The 21,106-nt window shown below is 60.4% G+C and carries 24 protein-coding genes; 8 read left to right on the top strand and 16 right to left on the bottom strand.

The annotated features are described in order from the left end of the window. Positions 1 to 72 precede the first annotated feature (72 nt). Positions 73 to 1,158 (bottom strand): tartrate dehydrogenase, encoded by a 1,086-nt coding sequence (locus GVK32_RS05705; RefSeq protein ID WP_159866972.1) that lies wholly within the window; start codon positions 1,156 to 1,158, stop codon positions 73 to 75. An 82-nt stretch (positions 1,159 to 1,240) separates the two neighbouring features. On the opposite strand from GVK32_RS05705, the gene GVK32_RS05700 reads away from it, so the two are divergent. Then, complete coding sequence (locus GVK32_RS05700) at positions 1,241 to 2,206, top strand: LysR family transcriptional regulator (protein ID WP_200842836.1); 966 nt, start codon at positions 1,241 to 1,243, stop codon at positions 2,204 to 2,206. A 34-nt stretch (positions 2,207 to 2,240) separates the two neighbouring features. Here GVK32_RS05700 and GVK32_RS05695 read toward each other — a convergent pair whose 3' ends face one another. The 4 genes from GVK32_RS05695 to puuD all read right to left on the bottom strand — a co-directional run bounded on the left by GVK32_RS05695 (position 2,241) and on the right by puuD (position 6,652). Beyond that, positions 2,241 to 3,521, bottom strand: a complete 1,281-nt coding sequence (locus tag GVK32_RS05695; RefSeq protein ID WP_159866969.1) for an FAD-binding oxidoreductase — start codon at positions 3,519 to 3,521, stop codon at positions 2,241 to 2,243. Positions 3,522 to 3,523: 2 nt separating this feature from the next. After that, a complete protein-coding gene (gene puuC / locus GVK32_RS05690) occupies positions 3,524 to 5,011 on the bottom strand; it encodes an aldehyde dehydrogenase PuuC (protein ID WP_159866966.1) in 1,488 nt (495 codons plus the stop codon). 305 nt (positions 5,012 to 5,316) lie between these two features. Further along, the gene (gene puuR, locus GVK32_RS05685; protein WP_041144904.1) at positions 5,317 to 5,874 is read right to left on the bottom strand and encodes an HTH-type transcriptional regulator PuuR; all 558 of its coding nucleotides are present in this window, start codon (positions 5,872 to 5,874) and stop codon (positions 5,317 to 5,319) included. 25 nt (positions 5,875 to 5,899) lie between these two features. Next, entirely contained in the window at positions 5,900 to 6,652 is a 753-nt protein-coding gene (gene puuD, locus GVK32_RS05680) for a gamma-glutamyl-gamma-aminobutyrate hydrolase (RefSeq protein ID WP_200842835.1), read from the bottom strand. 225 nt (positions 6,653 to 6,877) lie between these two features. Between puuD and GVK32_RS05675 the strand changes: the two genes are divergently transcribed. Together GVK32_RS05675 and GVK32_RS05670 are read left to right on the top strand one after the other, a co-directional pair. After that, entirely contained in the window at positions 6,878 to 8,296 is a 1,419-nt protein-coding gene (locus tag GVK32_RS05675; RefSeq protein ID WP_159866963.1) for a glutamine synthetase family protein, read from the top strand. A gap of 354 nt (positions 8,297 to 8,650) precedes the next feature. Then, positions 8,651 to 10,042: an APC family permease gene (locus GVK32_RS05670; protein WP_159866960.1), complete on the top strand. Its 1,392-nt coding sequence runs from the start codon at positions 8,651 to 8,653 to the stop codon at positions 10,040 to 10,042. A gap of 73 nt (positions 10,043 to 10,115) precedes the next feature. Here GVK32_RS05670 and GVK32_RS05665 read toward each other — a convergent pair whose 3' ends face one another. After that, a complete protein-coding gene (locus GVK32_RS05665; protein ID WP_095096195.1) occupies positions 10,116 to 10,238 on the bottom strand; it encodes a small membrane protein in 123 nt (40 codons plus the stop codon). A gap of 231 nt (positions 10,239 to 10,469) precedes the next feature. Between GVK32_RS05665 and GVK32_RS05660 the strand changes: the two genes are divergently transcribed. After that, the gene (locus GVK32_RS05660; RefSeq protein WP_159866957.1) at positions 10,470 to 10,694 is read left to right on the top strand and encodes a hypothetical protein; all 225 of its coding nucleotides are present in this window, start codon (positions 10,470 to 10,472) and stop codon (positions 10,692 to 10,694) included. A 21-nt stretch (positions 10,695 to 10,715) separates the two neighbouring features. On the opposite strand, the gene GVK32_RS05655 is transcribed toward GVK32_RS05660, so the two are convergent. Further along, positions 10,716 to 11,465, bottom strand: coding sequence for an SDR family oxidoreductase (locus tag GVK32_RS05655; protein WP_159866954.1), 750 nt, complete (start codon positions 11,463 to 11,465; stop codon positions 10,716 to 10,718). 101 nt (positions 11,466 to 11,566) lie between these two features. Here GVK32_RS05655 and GVK32_RS05650 point away from each other — a divergent pair, with 101 nt between their 5' ends. Then, complete coding sequence (locus tag GVK32_RS05650; RefSeq protein WP_159866951.1) at positions 11,567 to 11,926, top strand: helix-turn-helix domain-containing protein; 360 nt, start codon at positions 11,567 to 11,569, stop codon at positions 11,924 to 11,926. Positions 11,927 to 12,025: 99 nt separating this feature from the next. Next, the gene (gene agp, locus GVK32_RS05645) at positions 12,026 to 13,273 is read left to right on the top strand and encodes a bifunctional glucose-1-phosphatase/inositol phosphatase (protein ID WP_159866948.1); all 1,248 of its coding nucleotides are present in this window, start codon (positions 12,026 to 12,028) and stop codon (positions 13,271 to 13,273) included. A gap of 49 nt (positions 13,274 to 13,322) precedes the next feature. Here the strand turns inward: agp and GVK32_RS05640 are convergent, their stop codons facing one another. Then, positions 13,323 to 13,550, bottom strand: a complete 228-nt coding sequence (locus GVK32_RS05640) for a YccJ family protein (protein WP_045854787.1) — start codon at positions 13,548 to 13,550, stop codon at positions 13,323 to 13,325. 20 nt (positions 13,551 to 13,570) lie between these two features. Beyond that, the gene (wrbA, locus tag GVK32_RS05635; protein WP_159866945.1) at positions 13,571 to 14,167 is read right to left on the bottom strand and encodes an NAD(P)H:quinone oxidoreductase; all 597 of its coding nucleotides are present in this window, start codon (positions 14,165 to 14,167) and stop codon (positions 13,571 to 13,573) included. 382 nt (positions 14,168 to 14,549) lie between these two features. Between wrbA and GVK32_RS05630 the strand changes: the two genes are divergently transcribed. After that, positions 14,550 to 14,723: a general stress protein gene (locus GVK32_RS05630; RefSeq protein WP_041144912.1), complete on the top strand. Its 174-nt coding sequence runs from the start codon at positions 14,550 to 14,552 to the stop codon at positions 14,721 to 14,723. 172 nt (positions 14,724 to 14,895) lie between these two features. After that, the gene (locus GVK32_RS05625; RefSeq protein WP_159866942.1) at positions 14,896 to 15,606 is read left to right on the top strand and encodes a DMT family transporter; all 711 of its coding nucleotides are present in this window, start codon (positions 14,896 to 14,898) and stop codon (positions 15,604 to 15,606) included. A 34-nt stretch (positions 15,607 to 15,640) separates the two neighbouring features. On the opposite strand, the gene rutG is transcribed toward GVK32_RS05625, so the two are convergent. From rutG to rutA, 7 genes are read right to left on the bottom strand one after another with little or no spacing between them, the layout of a single operon-like run. Continuing rightward, complete coding sequence (gene rutG / locus GVK32_RS05620) at positions 15,641 to 16,960, bottom strand: pyrimidine utilization transport protein G (protein ID WP_095096219.1); 1,320 nt, start codon at positions 16,958 to 16,960, stop codon at positions 15,641 to 15,643. Between the two features lie 21 nt (positions 16,961 to 16,981). Further along, positions 16,982 to 17,476 (bottom strand): NADH-dependent FMN reductase RutF, encoded by a 495-nt coding sequence (gene rutF, locus GVK32_RS05615; RefSeq protein ID WP_159866939.1) that lies wholly within the window; start codon positions 17,474 to 17,476, stop codon positions 16,982 to 16,984. A gap of 9 nt (positions 17,477 to 17,485) precedes the next feature. After that, a complete protein-coding gene (locus tag GVK32_RS05610) occupies positions 17,486 to 18,076 on the bottom strand; it encodes a malonic semialdehyde reductase (protein WP_159866936.1) in 591 nt (196 codons plus the stop codon). Beyond that, positions 18,073 to 18,873 (bottom strand): pyrimidine utilization protein D, encoded by an 801-nt coding sequence (gene rutD / locus GVK32_RS05605; RefSeq protein ID WP_159866933.1) that lies wholly within the window; start codon positions 18,871 to 18,873, stop codon positions 18,073 to 18,075. Before rutD ends, GVK32_RS05610 begins: the two co-directional genes overlap by 4 nt. Next, positions 18,870 to 19,265, bottom strand: coding sequence for a pyrimidine utilization protein C (rutC, locus tag GVK32_RS05600; RefSeq protein ID WP_159866930.1), 396 nt, complete (start codon positions 19,263 to 19,265; stop codon positions 18,870 to 18,872). The genes rutD and rutC overlap by 4 nt, the downstream gene beginning before the upstream one ends. Continuing rightward, positions 19,258 to 19,968 carry a pyrimidine utilization protein B gene (gene rutB, locus GVK32_RS05595; RefSeq protein ID WP_159866927.1) on the bottom strand — a complete coding sequence of 237 codons (711 nt, stop codon included), beginning with the start codon at positions 19,966 to 19,968 and terminating at the stop codon, positions 19,258 to 19,260. The genes rutC and rutB overlap by 8 nt, the downstream gene beginning before the upstream one ends. Next, entirely contained in the window at positions 19,968 to 21,059 is a 1,092-nt protein-coding gene (gene rutA, locus GVK32_RS05590) for a pyrimidine utilization protein A (protein ID WP_159867347.1), read from the bottom strand. The genes rutB and rutA overlap by 1 nt, the downstream gene beginning before the upstream one ends. Between the last annotated feature and the right edge of the window lie 47 nt (positions 21,060 to 21,106).

The following is a 21,106-nucleotide window of genomic DNA, read 5'->3' as shown; positions in this document are numbered from 1 at the left end:
CAGATACCAGAGCCCGGCGTTTTCGAGAGTCAGGCCGCGTCAGCGACGCGGCATCTATTCGATCTGCGGCCCTCAGCGCAGAATGGCCTGACAAATCGCCTCGCTGACCTGCTGAGTTGAGGCCGCGCCCTGCATGTCCGGCGTTTTCGGCCCGCTGGCAATCACCTGCTCGATGGCTGCCAGAATACCGCTGTGCGCCGCTTCGTAGCGCGCGTCGCCGGCGCCGAGGAAATCAAGCATCATCGCCCCGGCCCAGATGGTCGCTATCGGGTTGGCGATATTTTTACCGTAAATATCCGGCGCCGAGCCGTGGACCGGTTCAAACAGCGACGGGAAGGTGCGCTCGGGGTTGAGGTTTGCCGAAGGGGCGATACCGATGGTGCCGGTACAGGCCGGGCCGAGATCGGAGAGAATATCGCCGAACAGGTTCGAGGCCACCACCACGTCAAAGCGCTCGGGCTGCAGCACGAAGCGGGCGCAGAGAATATCGATATGCTGCTTGTCCCAGCGGATCTCCGGGTAGCCCTGCGCCATCGCCTCAACCCGCTCGTCCCAGTAAGGCATGCTGATGGCCAGACCGTTGGACTTGGTCGCCGAGGTCAGGGTTCTGCGCGGCCGGCTCTGCGCCAGCTCAAAGGCGTAGCGCAGAATGCGATCGACGCCGCGGCGGGTGAACACCGACTCCTGGATCACCACCTCGTGCTCGGTGCCCGGGTTCACGCGTCCGCCGAGGGACGAATACTCGCCTTCGGTATTCTCACGCACCACGTAGAAGTCGATATCACCGGCCTTTTTCCCCGCCAGCGGGCAGGGGACGCCGGCGAACAGGCGCACCGGGCGCAGGTTAACGTACTGATCGAACTCGCGGCGAAACTTCAGCAGCGATCCCCACAGGGAGACGTGGTCCGGCACGGCGTCGGGCCAGCCGACGGCGCCGAAATAGATGGCGTCGAATTTTTTGAGTTGAGCATGCCAGTCGTCCGGCATCATTTTGCCGTGGCGGGCGTAGTAGTCGCAGCTCGCCCAGTCAATCTGCTCAAAGGTGAGCGCCAGGTCCCAGCGCTCGGCCGCGGCCTGCAAGACGCGAATACCTTCGGGCAGAACTTCTTTACCAATACCGTCGCCGGGGATGGCGGCAATGCGCCAGGTTTTCTTCATACGGGTTCTCATTTGTTGGCCTGCGAAATTGACTTCCCCTCTATCCTATAATTGACTGGTTCATAATTAATCATGCCAACTGGTGAAACATAAAACACACTTTATGAATAATCTGCCGCTGCTTAACGATCTCCGGGTGTTTATGCTGGTCGCCCGCCGCGCCGGTTTTGCCGCCGCCGCCGAAGAGCTGGGTGTCTCACCGGCCTACGTCAGCAAGCGGATCGCCCTGCTTGAGCAGGCCCTGAACGTGGTGCTTTTGCATCGCACCACCCGGCGCGTCGCCATTACCGAAGAGGGCGAGCGCATCTACGAATGGGCGCAGCGCATTTTGCAGGATGTGGATCAGATGCTGGACGAGCTCTCCGACGTCCGTCAGGTCCCGCAGGGGACGCTACGGATTATCAGCAGCTTTGGTTTCGGCCGGCGGGTGGTGGCGCCCGCGCTGTCGGCGCTGGCTTCGCAGTACCCCCAGCTGGAGCTGCGCTTCGATGTTGAGGACCGGCTGGTGGATCTGGTCAGCGAAGGGGTGGATTTAGATATTCGCGTCGGGGACGATATTGCCCCGAACCTGATTGCCCGCAAGCTGGCGACCAATCAGCGCATTCTCTGCGCCTCGCCGGCCTTCCTCGCGCGCTATCCGCAGCCTAAGCAGCTTAGCGATCTGGCGACCCTGCCGTGCCTGGTGATTAAAGAGCGCGATCGGCCCTTCGGCGTATGGCAGCTGCAGGGCAAAGAGGGCGAGAGGGCGATTAAGGTCGGCGGGCCGCTGTCGTCGAACCACGGCGAAATTGTGCATCAGTGGTGTCTTGACGGTCAGGGGATTGCTTTACGCTCCCGGTGGGACGTCAGTGAAAATATCGCCAGCGGCCATCTGGTTCACGTGCTGCCGGACTATTACCAGCCCGCCAACGTCTGGGCGGTATACGTGTCGCGGCTGGCGACCTCAGCTAAAATTCGCGCTACCGTGGAGTTTTTGCGCCACTATTTTCAGCAGCACTATCCCCAGCATTATCTGCAGCAGAGCGTGGTCAGCGGCGAGGTGAAATAGCCGGCGGCGCTGGCCGCCGGCCGAGGGCGGAGGCTTACACCCCGAGGCGATCGCGCAGGCTGTAGTAGGCGGCGCCCATCGCGGTGAACGGAATGCGCAGGCTGCGCCCGCCGGGGAACGGATAGTGCGGCAGTTTGGCAAAGGCGTCGAAGCGCTCGGCGTCGCCGCGCAGGAGCTCGGAAATCAGCCTGCCGGCGAGGTGCGTACAGGTCACGCCGTGGCCGCTGTAGCCCTGCATGTAGTAAATGTTCTTATCGAGACGGCCGAACTGCGGCATCCGCGACAGGGTCAGCAGGAAGTTGCCGGTCCAGCGATAGTCGATCTTCACGCCCTTCAACTGGGGGAAGGTTTTCAGCAGCTTGGGCATAATCAGGCGCTCGACGTCGTCCGGATCCCGGGCGCCGTAGACCACGCCGCCGCCGTAGAGCAGGCGGTTATCGCCGGTTAAGCGGTAGTAATCCAGCAGGTAGTTGCAGTCCTCCACGCAGTAGTTCTGCGGGATCAGCGAACGCGCGACCTCATCAGAGAGCGGCTCGGTGGTGACCACCTGGGTGCCGCAGGGCATGCTGCGCTTCGCCAGCTCCGGCTCGACCTTATCGCCAAGATAGGCGTTACCGGCGACGATAACGTAGCGCGCGGTGACCTGGCCGCGGGCGGTGCTGACCACCGCCGGGCTGGTGTGCTGAATCTGCGTGACCGGCGACCGTTCGTACACCCGGCCGCCGTTGAGGCGGATGGCATCCGCTTCGCCGATAGCCAGATTCAGGGGATGAATATGGCCACCGCTGCGGTCGAGCAGCGCGCCGGTGTAGCGATCGCTGTTGACTTCGCGACGGATAGCGCTGGCGTCCAGCAGCTCCAGCTGGCTATTGCCGTAGCGCTCCCAGTTCTCTTTTTGCTCTTCCAGCGTCTCCATCTGCTTAGGGTTCATCGCCACAAACAGGCCGCCAGGACGGTAGTCGCAGGCAATCTGATAGCGCTTGATGCGCTCGCGGATAATTTCCCCGCCCTCAAACATCATGCTGCCCAGCATTTTTGCCGCATCCGGGCCGTAGGTGCGTTCAATCACGTCGATATCGCGGCTGTAGGAATTAACCAGCTGGCCGCCGTTGCGCCCGCTGGCGCCGAAGCCGATGCGCGCGCCTTCCAGCAGCACCACGTCATAGCCCATCTCCGCAAGATGCAGGGCCGAAGAGAGGCCGGTATAGCCGCCACCGACGACGCAGACGTCGCAGCTGATGGATTCATCCAGCGTCGGGAACGGCTCATAGGCGTTGGCGCTGGCGGCGTAATAGCTGGTGGTATGTTCGGTCATGATTAGGACTCCAGAGCAATCCAGATGGTTTTCAGTTCGGTGAATTTTTCCAGCGCATGCAGGGACTTATCGCGTCCGTTTCCGCTCTGCTTGTAGCCGCCGAAAGGTACGGTCATATCACCATCGTTATAGTTGTTGACGAAGACCGAGCCGGCCTTCAGGCGGCGGCTCAGGCGGTGGGCGCGGGAGAGATCGCGGGTCCACACCGCGGCGCCGAGGCCGTAGCGGCTGTCGTTGGCCAGCTGCAGCGCCTGTTCCTCCGTTTTGAAGCGGGTCACCACCAGCACCGGGCCGAAGATCTCTTCCTGGCTGATGGTTGAGGTGGGATCGACGTCGACAAAAATGGTCGGCCCAATCGCCGCCGGCCACGGGTTTTTGCGTCCGTCGAGCAGTAGGGTGCTTTTGCTCTCTCCGGCGCGAATAAAGCTGTGAACGCTATCGGCGTGGGTGTTGTCGATAAGCATCCCCATGGTGGTGTTCGGATCGAGCGGATTGCCCGGCTGCCAGAGGCTCGCCTGCTCCTGCAGACGCGCGAGAAACTCGTCGGCGATACTCTCTTCCACCAGCAGGCGGGTGCCGGCAATGCACACCTGGCCCTGGTTATAGAAGATGCCGCCGGCGGTGGCGTTCACCGCTTTTTGCAGATCGGGGCAGTCGGCGAAGACGATGTTGGCGCTTTTGCCGCCGGCCTCCAGCCACACGCGCTTCATATTGCTGTCGCCGGCATCTTTTAGCAGCTGCTTGCCGGTGCGGGTCGAGCCGGTAAAGGTGATGACTTCAACGTCCGGGTGCAGGGAGAGGGCCTGGCCCGCTTCGTGGCCGAAGCCGCTGATGACGTTGAGCACGCCGTCCGGCAGCCCGGCCTCTTTTGCCAGCCCGGCAAGGCGCAGCGCGCTGAGCGGCGATTTTTCTGACGGCTTAAGGATCACGCTATTGCCGGCCGCCAGCGCCGGGCCCAGCTTCCAGCAGGCCAGCAGCAGGGGGAAGTTCCACGGCACTACCGCGGCGACGACGCCAATCGGCTCGCGGACGATCATTGCCAGCTCGTTCACGCCGGTCGGGGCAACTTCGCCATAGACTTTATCGATAGCCTCGGCGTACCAGCGGATCGCGCGGGCCGCGCCGGGAATATCATCGCGCAGGCTGTGGCGAATCGGTTTGCCGGTGTCGAGAGTTTCCAGCAGGGCCAGCTCTTCGCGATGGGATTCCATCAGGTCGGCAAATTTATGCAGCACCGCTTTACGTCGGGTCGGCGAGGCCTGGGACCAGTCGCCGCGATCGAAGACGCTGCGCGCTGCCTGAACGGCAAGCTCGACGTCGGCTTTTTTACCGCGCGCCACGTGGGCCAGCGTTTGCTGAGCGGCGGGGTCGATGGTTTCAAAGGTGCTATTATCGGCGGCGGCGCAATATTCACCATTAATAAATAAACGGGTTTCCGGTTGCAGGCTGTTTGCTTTTTCCTGCCAGTAGTTTAGATGCTGAAAATCCATATATAGACTCCATCATAATATAAGCGGGTAAGAGTATTCATAAAGTAATCGGATAATAATGTTCGGTATTTCCAGACAGCGCGGGGCGGCTTCGGCCAGAGCGCAAGCCGATGCGTTGGGATACGGATGTTCCCCGGAGTCAGATACCGTTCAGCGCTATTTATTGGCGCATTTTATTGAGGCCGGCGGAGAGTGATATTACCGCGCTGCGCAAATAGATTATTTGCGTACTCTTCGCGCCGGCGGAAATATTTCATCCGCCGGCGCGGGCCTGAAGAAAACCTGAAACCAGCTCAGGCTAAAAATTAGAACGTGGTGGGGGTATGGGCACTGATAATTCGGCAAATACCGGCCGAAGTGTTGCTGAAGCTGTGCGGTATGCCGGTATTAATGGCATAGCTTTGCCCGGCAACCAGGTGATACGACTGACCGTTAACAATCAGCACGACTTCACCTTCCAGTACGGTGCCTATCTCCTCACCCTGATGTTTGATCCTCTCCCCGGTAGTGGTTCCAGGCTGGTAAGTTTCAAAAATCATCGCCAGCGTACGGTTCGGATTTCCGTTGTGAACCAGCTTCATCGAAACGCCCTGACTGCCCATTTCGATAAGGTCATCCTGATTAATAACCACCTGCGGTTCATCAGGTTTTTCTGGTTCAGAAAAGAATTCCGAGAGCGACAGCCCATAGACTTTCAGCAGCTTTTGCAGCGTGCTGATGGCAGGACTGACTTTATCCTGCTCTATGGTACTGATGGCACTATGTGTTAACCCAGACAGTTCGGCGGCACGGCGTTGTGAGAGACCCAGCTGTTGCCGGATCGCTGACAGACGTTTCCCTGGCGCCAGTCCGTCATCGCTCATATTTGCATTTCCTTAACTGTAGTGGTCAGAGCCGCTGCTTTTCAGCAACGTGGTTCTGACAGGCGGTGATAAAACCTTCAAACAACATACGCGACAGGGCGTATTCGCTACTGTTCCATTCAGGATGCCACTGTACGCCCAGCGCGAAAGGGTGGTCGTTAACGCTGACCGCTTCCGCCAGCCCGTCCGAAGAGCGGGCCTCCACGCGCAGACGTGGGCCTAATGTTTTTGCTCCCTGCCCGTGTAGCGAGTTTACCCAAAACGTGTTGCAGCCCGGTATTAACTGAGAAAGTAATCCTCCTTCCTGCACCTGAACCTCGTGAGAGGGAGCGTACTGCTCCTCTACCGGAAGCTCGGGGTCTTCGCGATGTTCAAGCAGTTCCGGCTGCTCGAAAAGACGACGATACAGAGTCCCGCCGGTGGCGACAACCAGTTCCTGCAACCCACGGCAGATGGCGAAAATGGGGATGCGCCTTTCGAGTGCGGCGGCAATTAATGCCATGCTCAGAAGATCACGCCCGGGATCGGCGTCAGGCTCATCGCCGTTTTCACCATAAAGGTGCGGCTGGACGTTGCTGGGGCTGCCTGGCAGGTAGATTCCGTCCAGCCTGGGTAACAGAGCGGCAAGCATTTCCGGTTCGGCCAGGGCGTGCGGCAGGGCAATCGGCAGCCCGCCGGCGTGAATAATCGCATTCAGGTACTTCTCCTGCAGGGTCTGGGTCTGGTGACCCTTAAGCCTGTTCCTGCACATCACGACGCCAATAACTGGCTTGTACATTATATTTTCCATGATCGCCCTCACAAAGTGGACTAAATTATGACCATTTAGGGTGTTAAAAGGCCATATCGTTCAATATTTTCTCAATCTAGCAGCGCAAATAGCCGTTTGCAAACTTAATTTAACATTTGACAAACATTTTGTTTGCATACACATTCGAATGGTGGACATTATATTTAACGGCAAGCAGGCCGAAGTCCGAAACCAACACAACGGCGGTGAATGATGGAAACCAATATCGTAGAAGTTGAGAATTTTGTTCAGCAGTCAGAAGAGAGACGGGGCAGCGCATTTACTTCTGAAGTAAAGCGCTACCTTGAACGCTACCCTGATACCCAGTACGTCGACGTGCTGTTAACCGACCTGAACGGCTGCTTCCGCGGCAAGCGCATCCCGGTTTCCAGCCTCAGCAAGCTGGAGAAAGGCTGCTACTTCCCGGCTTCGGTTTTTGCGATGGATATTTTGGGTAACGTGGTTGAAGAGGCGGGCCTTGGCCAGGATATGGGCGAGCCGGACTGCACCTGCGTCCCGGTGCCGGGCACCTTAACGCCTTCCGCCGCCGATCCGCAGTACGTCGGCCAGGTGCTGCTGACCATGATTGATGAAGATGGCGCTCCCTTTGACGTTGAGCCGCGGAACGTACTTAACCGCCTCTGGCAGCAGCTGCGCCAGCGCGGGCTGTTCCCCGTGGTAGCGGTAGAGCTGGAGTTCTATTTACTCGATCGCAAGCGCGATGCCGAAGGCTATCTCCAGCCGCCCTGCGCGCCGGGCACCGACGTGCGCAACACCCAAAGCCAGGTTTACTCCGTGGATAACCTCAACCACTTCGCCGACGTGCTGAATGATATCGACGAGCTGGCCCAGCTGCAGCTGATCCCGGCCGACGGCGCGGTAGCGGAAGCCTCGCCGGGGCAGTTTGAAATCAACCTTTACCACACCGATAACGTGCTCGACGCCTGCGATGATGCGCTGGCGTTAAAACGCCTCGTGCGTTTAATGGCGGAGAAGCATAAGATGCACGCCACTTTTATGGCCAAGCCTTATGAAGAGCACGCCGGTAGCGGGATGCACATCCATATCAGCATGCAGAACAATAAGGGTGAAAACGTGCTGGCGGACGCGCAGGGCGAAGACTCCGCGCTGCTCAAGCGCGCGCTGGCCGGAATGATTGACCTGATGCCGGCGTCGATGGCGCTGCTGGCGCCGAACGTGAACTCGTACCGTCGCTTCCAGCCGGGAATGTACGTCCCGACCCAGGCATCGTGGGGACACAACAACCGCACCGTGGCGCTGCGCATTCCCTGCGGCGATCGCCATAACCACCGCGTCGAGTATCGGGTGGCGGGAGCGGATGCCAACCCGTATCTGGTGATGGCGGCCATCTTCGCCGGGATTTTACACGGTCTGGACAATACGCTGCCGCTGCAGGAAGAGGTGGAGGGTAACGGGCTCGAGCAGGAGGGGCTGCCATTCCCGATTCGCCAAAGCGATGCGCTGTGGGAGTTTATGCAAAACGACTCCCTGAGAGAGCTGCTCGGCGAGCGCTTCTGCCACGTTTACCATGCCTGTAAGCATGATGAGCTGCTGCAGTTTGAGCGCCTGATCACCGAAACAGAGATTGAGTGGATGTTGAAAAACGCCTGATCGCCGCCCCGCAAGGGGCCAACGGGTGAGAGCTATCGGTAGCATCATACGGCCTGAGCGGAGCCTGGCCGAATATTTTTGCTGGGGATCCAGCCGTTTCCCGGATGTCGCGTTAAGGAGCGCAGGCGACAGCGGGGCTTCAGTTAACGACACAGTGTGTGACGAGGTAGGAGATGATGCAGATGTTCAAATATCCGCAGGGAGAAGGGGGCCATGAGGGCCGCTATGAATGTGAACCCGCCGCCGTTCGCCGGTACGTTTTGCCCAGCTATTTACGATTAACCCCCTTGCTAAGCAGGTTTGTAACCCGGTCGATGTACCCACAAACCCGTGCCTGCCTGGGGGAGAGCGTCTATGGCTGCTAATACTTCTCTTAACCTCCCGGCCGAGGCGGCAAAGCCCCGGCTGCGCAAGTCGCTCAAGCTCTGGCAGGTGGTGATGATGGGCCTCGCCTACCTGACGCCGATGACGGTGTTTGATACCTTCGGTATTGTCTCCGGTATCAGCAACGGCCACGTCCCCGCCTCCTACCTGCTGGCGCTGGCGGGGGTGCTGTTTACCGCCATCAGCTACGGGAAGCTGGTGCGTCAGTTCCCGGAAGCGGGGTCGGCGTATACCTACGCGCAAAAATCAATCAGCCCCCACGTCGGCTTTATGGTCGGCTGGTCGTCGCTGCTGGACTATCTGTTCCTGCCGATGATCAACGTTCTGCTGGCTAAAATCTATCTCTCCGCCCTGTTCCCTGAGGTTCCGCCGTGGGTGTGGGTGGTGTCGTTTGTGGCGATCCTCACCGCTGCCAACCTGAAGAGCGTGAGCCTGGTCGCCAACTTCAACACCCTGTTTGTGCTGGTGCAGATTTCGATCATAGTGGTCTTTATCGTGCTGGTGGTGCAGGGGCTGCATAAAGGTGAAGGCGTGGGGACCGTCTGGTCGCTGCAGCCGTTTATCAGCCAGAACGCGCATCTGATCCCGATAATTACCGGGGCGACGATCGTCTGCTTCTCGTTCCTCGGCTTCGATGCGGTGACCACGCTGTCGGAGGAGACGCCGGACGCCGCGCGGGTGATCCCGAAGGCCATCTTCCTCACCGCCATGTACGGTGGCGTTATCTTTATCGCCGCCTCGTTCTTTATGCAGCTCTTTTTCCCCGATATCAGCCGCTTTAAGGACCCTGACGCGGCGCTGCCGGAGATTGCGCTTTACGTTGGCGGCAAGCTGTTCCAGTCAATTTTCCTCTGCACCACCTTCGTCAATACCCTGGCGTCGGGGCTGGCTTCGCACGCCAGCGTCTCGCGTCTGCTGTACGTGATGGGGCGCGACAACGTCTTCCCGGAGCGCGTTTTCGGCTATATCCACCCGAAATGGCGGACGCCGGCGCTGAACGTGATTATGGTCGGCATTGTCGCCCTGTCGGCGCTGTTCTTTGACCTGGTCACCGCCACGGCGCTGATCAACTTCGGTGCGCTGGTGGCCTTTACCTTTGTCAACCTGTCGGTGTTCAACCACTTCTGGCGGCGCAAGGGCTATAACAAAACCTGGAAGGATCGCTTTCACTATCTGCTGCTGCCGCTGATTGGCGCGGTGACGGTAGGCGTGCTGTGGGTGAACCTGGAGGCGACGTCCCTGACGCTGGGCCTGGTGTGGGCCGCGGTCGGTCTGCTGTACCTGACCTGGCTGACCCGGCGCTTTCGCAAGCCGCCGCCGCAGTTTGACGGCGCCAGGACGGAGCAGGCCTGGGAGTCGTAGCGCAAAGGTGGACGCTGAATAAAGAAAAGCAGGCATAGCCTGCTTTTCTTTTGTCGCTATCGCGGAACGGGGGTTATTTTTTCTTCTTGTGGAAAGGCAGCTGGCTGGCGCGACGCTCTTTGACGTATGACACCAGACTGTAAAGCGCAACCCCCAGCAAAATGACCGCGGCGAGAAGGAGAATAATACCGGACATACACAATCCTGGGTCCTGGTTGAAAACGATGCACTCTATAAATACGCGGCCAGGATAGCATCGGGATATGTCTGAAATATGACTCTTCCATCGGTAAAACCTAACAACCGCCGCAGAGTAAACCTGTTGTTTTGTCGGGCGGGGTAACACTCCGTTAAGCGATTTTACAGACGCGCGGTCTTCAGGCTGCTACTCTGCACGCGAGTACGAATTGTCTGAGAATAATATTGAATGCGTAATAAACATGCCGTCAGCCTGTCAGGGGTGGCACTTATCCTGGTCTCGTTTGCTTCACAGGCGGAGACCGAACGTCAGCAAACCCGGGAACGGATCGTCGATCAGGTGCTCAAGCCCTGTGAAGGCAAGAAGGCCGGAGACAAAGTGGTGATGGTCGATCGCCGCGGCGGAGAGCATGAGGCTATCTGCACCCTGACGGCGGTGCCGCTGCCGGAGTAGCCTCTACCGCCGCCGGGGAGATTAGAGATTTCCCGTGCCGCCATCCACCAGCAGCTCGCTTCCCACCACGTAGCTGGACTCGTCCGAGGCGAGATACAGCGCGGCCTTCGCCAGCTCCTGCGGCGTGCCCATTCGTCCGAGCGGGACCAGATTTTTAATCTCCTCCTGCAGGGCGCCGAGCGCCTGCGCGCTGAGGCCGAGCTTATCTAACGCCGGCGTGCGCACCGGGCCCGGGCTCAGGCCGTTAACGCGAACGCCGCGCGGCAGCAGCTCCGCCGACAGGGTGCGGGCCAGCGACAGCAGTCCGGCCTTGCTGGCGGCGTAGGCGCTGCTGGTCGGCAGGCCAATATGGGCGCTCACCGAGCCGCAGAGGATCACCGACGCCGGGTTCGCCAACAGCGGCAGCAGAGCCTGTAGCAGAAAGAACGGTCCTTTGAGATTGGTATTCATCAACCGATCCCAGCTCTCTTCACGCCAGTCGCCAATATTCGCGTGGCTGACGTCGCCGGCGTTAATGAACACCGCATCGAGGCGCTCCCAGCGGCCAGCAAGAGTTTGCGCGAGCCGGCGCTGGTCTGCGACGTCGCCCGCATCGGCGGCGATAGCCCATCCCCGATCCCCCAATAGCGCCTGCGCCCGTTCCAGCGCCTCAGGGCTGCGGCCGGTGACCGCAACCTGGGCGCCCTCGGCGATAAACTCCTGCGCCGTCGCGAGGCCGATACCGCTGGTTCCTCCGGTAATTAAGGTCAATTTTCCTGCTAAACGTCCCATCGTGGTGCTCCCGTTCGCTTACTGGAAATCCCACTATAAAAGCATTAGTATCCAAAAGGTACCAGGTACCAATTGGATACTAATGAGGGAAGAGGTGTGCTATGGCGAAAACAGCGGCGCAGGCTGCGGAAAATAATTTTGTCCCCCCGGTTTGCCCGATGACCAGCTTCGTTAACCTGATCGCCGGGAAGTGGGCGATCCCGGTGCTCTATCGGCTGATTGTGCTGAATGCGCCGCTGCGCTTCGGCGAACTGCTGCGCGCCATCGCCCCGATTACGCAAAAAGAGCTGACCCGTCAGCTGCGGCTGTTTGAGCAGCGCGGGCTGGTGTCGCGCCGCGTCTATCCGGAGATCCCGCCGCGGGTTGAGTACCAGATAACCGAGCTCGGGCTGTCGATGCGCGAAGCGCTGCAGCCGCTGGCGGAGTGGATGAACCACAACAGCCATCGTCTTAAGCGCTAAAAGAATGCCCGCGGCCTCAGTTTGCGCGCTGTCGTCTGGCAAAATGTCATAAATTTGTCACAATCAGGACGATGCTAATCACTGACTGAGGGTTAAGGGATGAGAAAAAGTCTACTCGCCGGTGCGATTGCCGCTGGCGTTTTGCTGTCCGCGGGCGTCCAGGCGCAGGATCAAGCGGCCCCGCAGGGCTATCAGCTCCAGCAGGTGCTGATCATGAGCCGCCACAACCTGCGCGCGCCGCTGGCGAATAACGGCAGCGTGCTGGAGCAGTCAACGCCGAAATCCTGGCCGGAGTGGGACGTTCCGGGCGGACAGCTGACCACCAAGGGCGGGGTGCTGGAAGTCTATATGGGGCACTATATGCGGGAGTGGCTGGCGCAGCAGAAGCTGGTGACCAGCGGCGAGTGCCCGTCGGACAACGCGGTGTATGCCTATGCTAATAGCCTGCAGCGCACCGTCGCTACCGCCCAATTCTTTATCACCGGCGCCTTTCCCGGCTGCGGCGTAACCGTCCATCACCAGCCGCAAATGGGCACCATGGACCCGACCTTTAACCCGGTTATCACCGATGACTCCGCGGCGTTTGGCGAGAAGGCGGTGCAGGCAATGGAGGCAGAGCGGAAAAAAATGCAGCTCACCGAGAGCTACAAACTGCTCGAAGAGATGACCGACTATCGCAATTCGCCCTCCTGTAAAGAGAAGCAGCAGTGCTCGCTGAGCGACGGGAAAGACACCTTTAGTGCCAAATATCAACAGGAGCCGGGCGTATCCGGGCCGCTGAAGGTCGGTAATTCGTTGGTGGACGCGTTCACCCTGCAGTATTACGAAGGCTTCCCGCAGGACCAGGTGGCGTGGGGCGAAATCAAAACCGATAAGCAGTGGCAGGTGCTGTCGAAGCTGAAAAACGGCTATCAGGATAGCCTGTTTACCTCAACGGAAGTGGCGCGCAACGTCGCGAAGCCGCTGGTGAAGTATATCGACAAGGCGCTGGTGGGCGACGCGGCGCAGGCGGCGAAGGTGACGCTGCTGGTGGGGCATGATTCCAATATCGCTTCGCTGCTGACGGCGCTGGATTTTAAACCCTATCAGCTGCACGATCAGAACGAACGCACGCCGATTGGCGGCAAAATTGTCTTCCAGCGCTGGCACGACAGCGGCAGCAACCGCGAGCTGATGAAGATTGAGTACGTCTATCAAAGCACCGCACAGCTGCGCAATGCCGACGCCCTGACGCTGCAGTCCCCGCCGCAGCGGGTGACCCTGGCGCTGAACGGCTGTCCGGTGGACGCCGACGGGTTCTGCCCGATGGAGACCTTTAAAACGGTGATGAACCAGGCGGCAAAATAAAACAAAAAACCCGGAAAATTCCGGGTTTTTTTATTCTGCTGCACCGTGGTTATACGTTTTTACGTTCGATGGTTTGCTCGCCCCAGAACAGCGAGTCTTGATCGGTTTTCGCAAAGGCCAGCGGCAGCACTTCATCGCTGCCTTCTTCCCAGATTTTTTCCGCTAACTTTTCATCATATTTAGCTAATTCGAAAATCGCTTCGGCGATCTCCACCGAGGTATTGCGTAAACTTGCCCATTCACCGACGTGGTGAGCTTTTGCTTCTTGAGTTGGCATGCAAATCCTCCTGCTAAGGGTTAACCGTGTAATTTAACCGCCAGGCCGGCGACGTGTTCGCCCTGGTAGCGGGCGATCGCCAGCTCTTCCTCGCTCGGCTGGCGAGAACCGTCGCCGCCAGCAATAGTGGTGGCGCCGTACGGCGTACCGCCGCGCACCACCGAGACGTCAAACAGTTCCTGCGCGCCGTAGCCAATCGGCACGATCACCATCCCGTGATGGGCGAGGGTGGTCCAGGTCGAGGTAATGGTCTGCTCCTGTCCACCGCCGGTGCCGGTGGAGCAGAATACGCTGGCCAGCTTGCCGTACAGCGCGCCGGATGCCCACAGACCGCCCGTCTGATCGAGGAAGGTGCGCATCTGTCCGGACATGTTGCCGAAACGAGTTGGGGTACCAAAGATGATGGCGTCATACTCTGCCAGCTCCTGCGGCGTGGCGACGGGCGCATTTTGCGTTTTCCCGCCTGCTTTGGCGAATGCCTCAGCATGCATAGTTTCCGGCACGCGCTTCACTACCACTTCCACGCCGTCTACTCTGTTCGCCCCTTCGGCGACGGCATGAGCCATGGTTTCGATGTGTCCATACATTGAATAATAAAGCACCAGAATTTTAGCCATTTGCATCACTCCTCGGTTGCGTTATAGGCCAGCCAAACGACTGACTACCTTTAAAGATAAGGCGTCTGGCGGAGAGTGCAAATCTAACAATCATTTATTTGATTTATAACAAAATTGCAAAGATTGCCTCTGTCGCAAAAAGATACATTTTCCGCTGCGCTGTTTTCGTCTGCCATAAGAGTAGCTTAGCGCACTGCCGGTGCGGGAATATCCCGGCAGAGCCGAAAGCTGTTGCAGGATGTTACTATTTACCGGATGAATGAGTTTCATTCACTACGCTTAAAGGCACGCGATACGCTAATGCTCATGCCATAGGCCGCAGACGCTGCGGCTGCGTATTGCGCGTAATGCAGCATGATGTCTAACCAAGCGGAGGTCAGTGATGGCAAACCATCGTGGCGGTTCCGGCAACTTCGCCGAGGATCGTGAAAGAGCATCAGAAGCAGGTCGTAAAGGTGGACAGCACAGCGGGGGGAACTTTAAAAACGATCCTCAGCGCGCCTCGGATGCGGGCAAAAAAGGGGGCAAAAACAGCCACGGCAATCGTCATAGCTGATTTATCGCCAATGACGTAGGTCGGGCGTTTTATGATGCGGGGTTAATCTCCCTGGCACCCTGCGCATCGCCCTCGCCGCCGGCAGCTGCCGGCGGTTTTTTTATTGCCAACGGTTGCGCTCCCGGCGGGCTAATTGCACACTATCCGGCTATCATTCGCTACCGGCCGCGCTGTGTCTTCGTTCAAATTCTCCATCAAACCCCAGGAAGCGCTCCTTATCGTTATCACCATGTTCTGGGGCGGTACCTTCCTCGCCGTACAGTACGCCGTGACGCTCAGCGGGCCGTTCTTTTTTGTCGGCGTGCGTTTCGCGACCGCGGCGCTGGCGGTGGCCCTGCTATCGCTTCGCGTCCTGCGCGGGCTGACGTGGCTTGAGCTGAAGGCTGGGGCGGCGATTGGCGTCTCGATAGCGCTGGGGTACAGCCTGCAAACCTGGGGCCTGCAGTCGATCTCCAGCAGCAAGTCGGCTTTTATTACCGCCATGTACGTTCCGCTGGTGCCGCTGCTGCAGTGGCTGTGCCTTGGCAAAATGCCGGGAGTGATGTCCTGCCTGGGTGTGGTGCTGGCCTTTACGGGCCTGATCCTGCTGGCCGGGCCGGAAAATAATCTGCTGGCGCTCGGCGTCGGCGAAGCGATCACCCTCGCCAGCGCGCTGGCGATCGCCGCGGAGATTATCTTAATTAGCGCCTGGGCCGGAAAGGTGGACGTTCGGCGGGTGACGGTGGTGCAGCTGGCCACCGCGTCGCTGGTGGGCTGCACCTTTATTCTGGCCGGCGTTCTGGTGAGCGAGCTGAAGCTGAAGCGGAAAAAGGCCCCCGCTACGCAGGAGGCCCCGGCGGAGGCCGGGGCGCTGTCCGAGCTTGCGGAGCGCCCTAACCCCTAGTCCCGGTCGGCCTGGCGCGACCGGGAAGCACCGTTTATACCGTGGCGTTAGGCTCTTCTGCTACCCGCGCGCGGCGGCTAAGCAGGGCGTGCAGGAGAATGGCGCCAAAGGTCGCGGTGCCGATCCCGCCGAGGGTGAAGCCGCCCAGCGAGAGGGCAAAATCACCGGCGCCGAGCACCAGGGTTACCGCCACCATAATCAGGTTTCCGTTCTGGCTCAGATCGACCCGGTTTTGCACCCAGATCCGCGCCCCGGCCACCGCAATCAGCCCAAATACCACAATCGAGGCCCCGCCGATGACCGGCCCGGGAATGGTGTGGATCAGCGCGCCAAACTTGGGCGAAAACCCGAGCAGGACGGCAATCAGCGCGGCGGCAACGAACACCAGCGTCGAGTAGACTTTGGTGACCGCCATCACCCCGATATTCTCCGCATAGGTGGTGACGCCGCTGCCGCCGACGGCGCCGGAAAGCATCGTCGCCAGCCCGTCGCCGACGAACGCCCGGCCCATATACGGGTCCATATTACGCCCGGTCATTCCGGCCACGGCCTTCAGGTGGCCGAGGTTTTCAGCAACAAGAATCACCGCCACGGGCGCAATCAGCATCATCGCCTGACCGTTAAAGGTCGGGGAGGTGAAGTGGGGAAGACCAAACCACGCGGCCTGTTCCAGCAGGGAAAAGTCGAGCGGCTTGCCCAGCCCGAGGCCGTTTGCCAGCAGCGCGTAGAGCACGCAGGCGGCGATCAGGCCGACGAGGATCAGCAGCCGCTGCAGCATGCCGCTGGTGAAGACCGCCACGAGGCCGATGCACAGCACGGTCAGCACCGCCATCCAGCCGTCAAACGGCGTCGCTGAAACGCTGCGCACCGCAATCGGCGCGAGGTTCAGGCCAATCGCCATCACCACCGCGCCGGTGACCACCGGTGGCATCAGGCGCTCAATCCAGCGGGTGCCGGCTTTCATCACCACCAGACCAATCAGGGTATAGAGCAGGCCGCAGACGATAATTCCGCCGAGGGCGACGTCCAGATGCGGGTTCAGCCCCTGGCCGTTAAAGCCGGTGACGGCAATGACCACGCCAACAAAGGCCGCGCTGGAACCCAGATAGCTCGGCACCCGGCCGCCGGTCACCAGAAAGAACAGCAGAGTGCCAATGCCCGACATCAGGATCGACAGGTTGGGGTCGAGCCCCATCAGTATCGGCATCAGCACGGTGGCGCCGAACATCGCGACCGCGTGCTGCACGCCCATAACCACCGTTTGCCCGACGGAAAGACGTTCATCGGGGGCCACCACGCCGGAAGCGGCGGAGGGGGAGGTCAACTGCCAGCGAGGAAAATCGAAAAGTGCCATGATGATATCCCGGGTTCAAGGTTAACAGGCTGGGCGCATAAGCGTGTGATAGCCGCGGTCGAACCACATCAGCCCGCGCGGCTGCGGATGCTTAACGATGGCGGCGACCTCGCAAAACAGAATGTCGTGACTGCCGATGCTGACGACCTGGCTGATGCGGCAGTCGAAGCTCGCCAGCGCATCGTTCAGGCGCGGGCAGCCGGTGACGCCGGGCTGCCATTCGGCAGCGGCGAAGCGCTCCGCCATTGGCGTTTTACCGCCAAACAGATTGGAGAGCGGCTCCTGTCCCGCCGCCAGGGTATTGACGCACAGCGCCTGATGCTGGCTAAAGGTCGGCCAGACCGAGGCGGAGCGGTTCAGGCAGACCAGCAGCGTCGGCGGCTCGTCGGTCACGCTGCACACCGCGCTGGCGGTAAAGCCGGCCCGGCCCGCCGGACCGTCGGTGGTAATGATGTTCACCGCGGCGCCGACCTGGGCCATGGCGTCGCGAAAGCTTTGTTTATCCGCAATAGGCATGGAGGCTCCTTATGCCAGCCGGCAGGCATCGTCAAAGGAGAGACGCGGCAGACGATCGTAGAGCTTTGTCTCATCGCCATAGCCGATGTTAATCAACAGGTTGCTTTTCCAGCCGCTCTCGGCAAAGAAGGCCGCGTCGACCTTTTCCCGATCGAATCCCGACATCGGCCCGGTATCCAGGCCGAGGGCGCGGCAGGCAAAAATCAGATAGGCCGCCTGTAGGGAGCTATTGCGAAACGCGGTCTCCTCGGCGAGCTGGGGGCTGGAGGTAAACCAGCTGCGGGCGTCGCCGTGGGGGAACAGCGCCGGCAGGCGATCGTAAAAGGCGCTGTCCCAGGCCACGATGGCGGTGACCGGCGCGCGGAGGGTTTTGTCCACGTTGCCGCTGGAGAGCGTCGGGCGCAGCTTCTCTTTGCCCTCCGGGGTGCGGACAAAAACGATCCGCGCCGGCGAGCAGTTGGCCGAGGTCGGGCCCATTTTCATCAGCGCGTAAATCTCCTGGAGCAGGCCGTCGGGCACCGGCTTATCCAGCCAGTTGCCGTGGGTTCTGGCGTGGCTGAACAGCGTTTCGCACGCGCTTTGGCTAATACTCTCACTCATAAACTCTCCTGGCCGGCGGGCAGCATTGCGGCCAGCCCGTCGCATAAAATGGGGTTGAAGGTCTCGGTATCGGTGACGTTACAAGCATGGCCGCCCCAGGCCATCTCCACCAGCTGGCTGCCCGGGATCGCGGCCTGCAGCGAGCGCGAGCAGGAGGCGGGCACCAGCAGATCGTCACGGGCGCTGATCACCAGGGTCGGACAGGTCACCGCCGCCGCCTGACGAGAGAAATCGGCCTGCTTCAGCGCCTGTAGCCGCTTCAGCAGGTTGTCCTTACCCTGAAAATGGCTGAGCGCGAGGGCGTCCTCCGCCTCCATGCGCGGCGCACGCGCGGCCATCCACTCCGCCGGATAGAGGAACAGCGGCTGCGCTTCCACCCACGCCTGGGCGCCGCCGGTATGCAGCAGGCGCTCGCGCACCTGGAAGCAGCGGCGAGTGTGGGTTGACAGCGTCAGCCAGGCGTTAACCAGCACCAGGGCGCTGACCGACCGGGGTTTGTCGAGCGCCAGCTGCAGGCCGATCAGCCCGCCCAGCGCATGGCCCACCAGCGCGAAGCGCGTGATTCCGGCCTTCTCCAGCGCCTGCCACAGCTCCTGGGCCATGGTTGCCATGCTGTAGGCGGCGGGCAGCGGGCCGGCGTTCTTGCCGGTGCCGTTCTGGTCATAGGTTACCAGCTGGTATTGCTCTGCCAGCGACGCGCGCTGCGCGGTCCAGTAGCTGCCGGCGCCGCCCAGCCCGGCGCTCAGCACCACCACCGGGGCGCCGACATAAGGCGCAGGGGCGATATCGAGCTTCATAGCGCCGGCTTCCCGATATGCGCCACCGTAGCGATCTCCACCAGCGCCTCTGGCTTCACCAGGCCGCACTGAATGCAAAACCGAGCCGGCTTATCGCCGGGGAAGAACTCGGCGTAAACTTCGTTAATCGCGGCGTAGTTTTTCCAGTCGGTGATAAAGATGCTGTTGAAGGTCACATCCTCCATACTGCCCCCCGCCGTTTCGATAACGCTGCGGATGGTCTGCAGAACGTGACGGGTTTGCGCCTTTGGGTCGCCGATATAGACCACGTTGTTTTGCTTATCGAACGGCAGCGTACCTGAGACGTACACCACGCCATCGGCCAGCGTGCCGGGAACGAAAGGGGCGATCGGCGTGGTGGTGCCGGCTGGAATAATGACCTGTTTAGGCATAACGTTTTTCCTCCGGGAACGGAATGGGGCTGGCGGGCTGCAGGGCATCGCAGAAGCTGGCGACGTCGCTGACCCAGCCAAAGAAGGTCTCAATATTGAACAGCGCCGCCTGCTGAGCGAAGGCCGGTCCGGCCTGATGGGTGGCGTCCTCCAGCACGATGCCGAAATATTCGAGGAAGAAGCCGTCGCGCAGGGTGGACTCCACGCAGACGTTGGTGGCGATACCGGTGAACACCAGGTGGCGAACGCCGCGGCTGCGCAAAATGCTGTCCAGCTGGGTGTTGTAGAAGCCGCTGTAGCGCGGTTTCGGCAGCACCACGTCGCCCGGCTGCGGTCTGAGCTCATCGACCAGCTGGTAGTCCCAGCCGCCTTTAGCCAGCAGCTTGCCCTGCAGCTCGGGACGGCGGCGCATGGTCTTGAGGGCGTTGGATTTATGGTAATTGGGCGAGCCGGGGCCGCCGGCCTCTATGTACTGGTCGTCCCAGCCGTTCTGGAACCAGATAATCAGCATTCCGGCGGCGCGGGCGGCGGCGACGGCGGTGTTGATGTTGTCGATAACCGGCCGGGTGGCGGAGACGTCAAATCCGGCAAGATCGAGGTAGCCGCCCTGGCTTGCGTAGGCGTTTTGCATATCCACCACGATCAGCGCGCTGTTTTGCGCTGCAAAGGTTAAGGATTCCGGGCGAGCGGGAAGGGTAATCATCAGGCAACCTCGCGAGTAGCGGTGGCAATATGGTCGCGGCAGCGCATCAGCGGCTGAATGCGCTCGCCGAAGGCGTCAATGCCGCCGAGGAAATCATCAAAGGTCAGCAGCACGCCGTCGGTACCGGGGACCGCGGAGACTTCATCGAGCATGCGGGCGACGCTGGCGTAGGAGCCGACGAGGGTGCCCATGTTGATATTGACCGCCGAGGTGGGGTCGGCCATCTGGCGGACGTTGGTGTCGCTGCCGGAGCGGGTATCCTTCTGGCTCTGCTCGGTGAGCCACGCCAGCGCCTCTTCGTCGGCGCCGGCCTTGTAGTGCTCCCATTTGGCGCGGGCGGCTTCATCCGTTTCGTCGGCGATAACCATAAACAGCACGTACGACCCGACGTCGCGGCCGGTTTTTTCCGCCGCCTGCATCATGCGCGCGGCGGTCGGGGCGAAGGCGGCCGGGGTGTTGACCCCTTTGCCGAAGCAGAAGTTATAGTCGGCGTACTGGGCGGAGAAGGCCATGCCGGCATCGCTTTGCCCGGCGCAGATCACCTTCATCGGCTGCGACGGCTGCGGGCTGACGCGGCAGTCGTTCATCGTGAAGTAGTCGCCCTTAAAGTCGCTCTTCCCGGTACCCCACAGATCGCGCAGCACCTGGACATATTCGCTGAGATAGTCGTAGCGGCTGGCGAAATAGTCGTCACCCGGCCAGATCCCCATCTGCTCGTACTCCGGCTTTTGCCAGCCGGTGACCAGGTTAACGCCGAAGCGGCCGCCGGAAATAGAGTCGATGGTGGAGGCCATCCGGGCGACGATGGCCGGAGGCAGGGTCAGGGTGGCAGCGGTGGCGTAGATCTGGATCCGCGACGTCACCGCCGCGAGGCCCGCCATCAGGGTGAAGGATTCGAGATTATGATCCCAGAATTCGGTTTTACCGCCAAAGCCGCGCAGCTTGATCATCGACAGCGCGAAGTCAAAGTTGTAATGCTCGGCTTTCTGCACAATCGCTTTATTCAGCTCAAACGTCGGCATGTACTGCGGGGCATGGGTGGAAATGAGCCAGCCGTTATTGCCGATCGGAACGAAGACACCAATTTTCATATGCACCTCTTTGCGGTCGTTAAACAAGAAGGCGTGCGGCGCTGCAT

The sequence above is a fragment of the Klebsiella sp. 18074 genome (genome assembly GCF_902705905.1).
Lineage (GTDB): Bacteria > Pseudomonadota > Gammaproteobacteria > Enterobacterales > Enterobacteriaceae > Klebsiella > Klebsiella terrigena.
The sequence above is the reverse complement of the archived record's forward strand: the minus strand, read 5'-3'. Positions and strand labels throughout refer to the sequence as shown.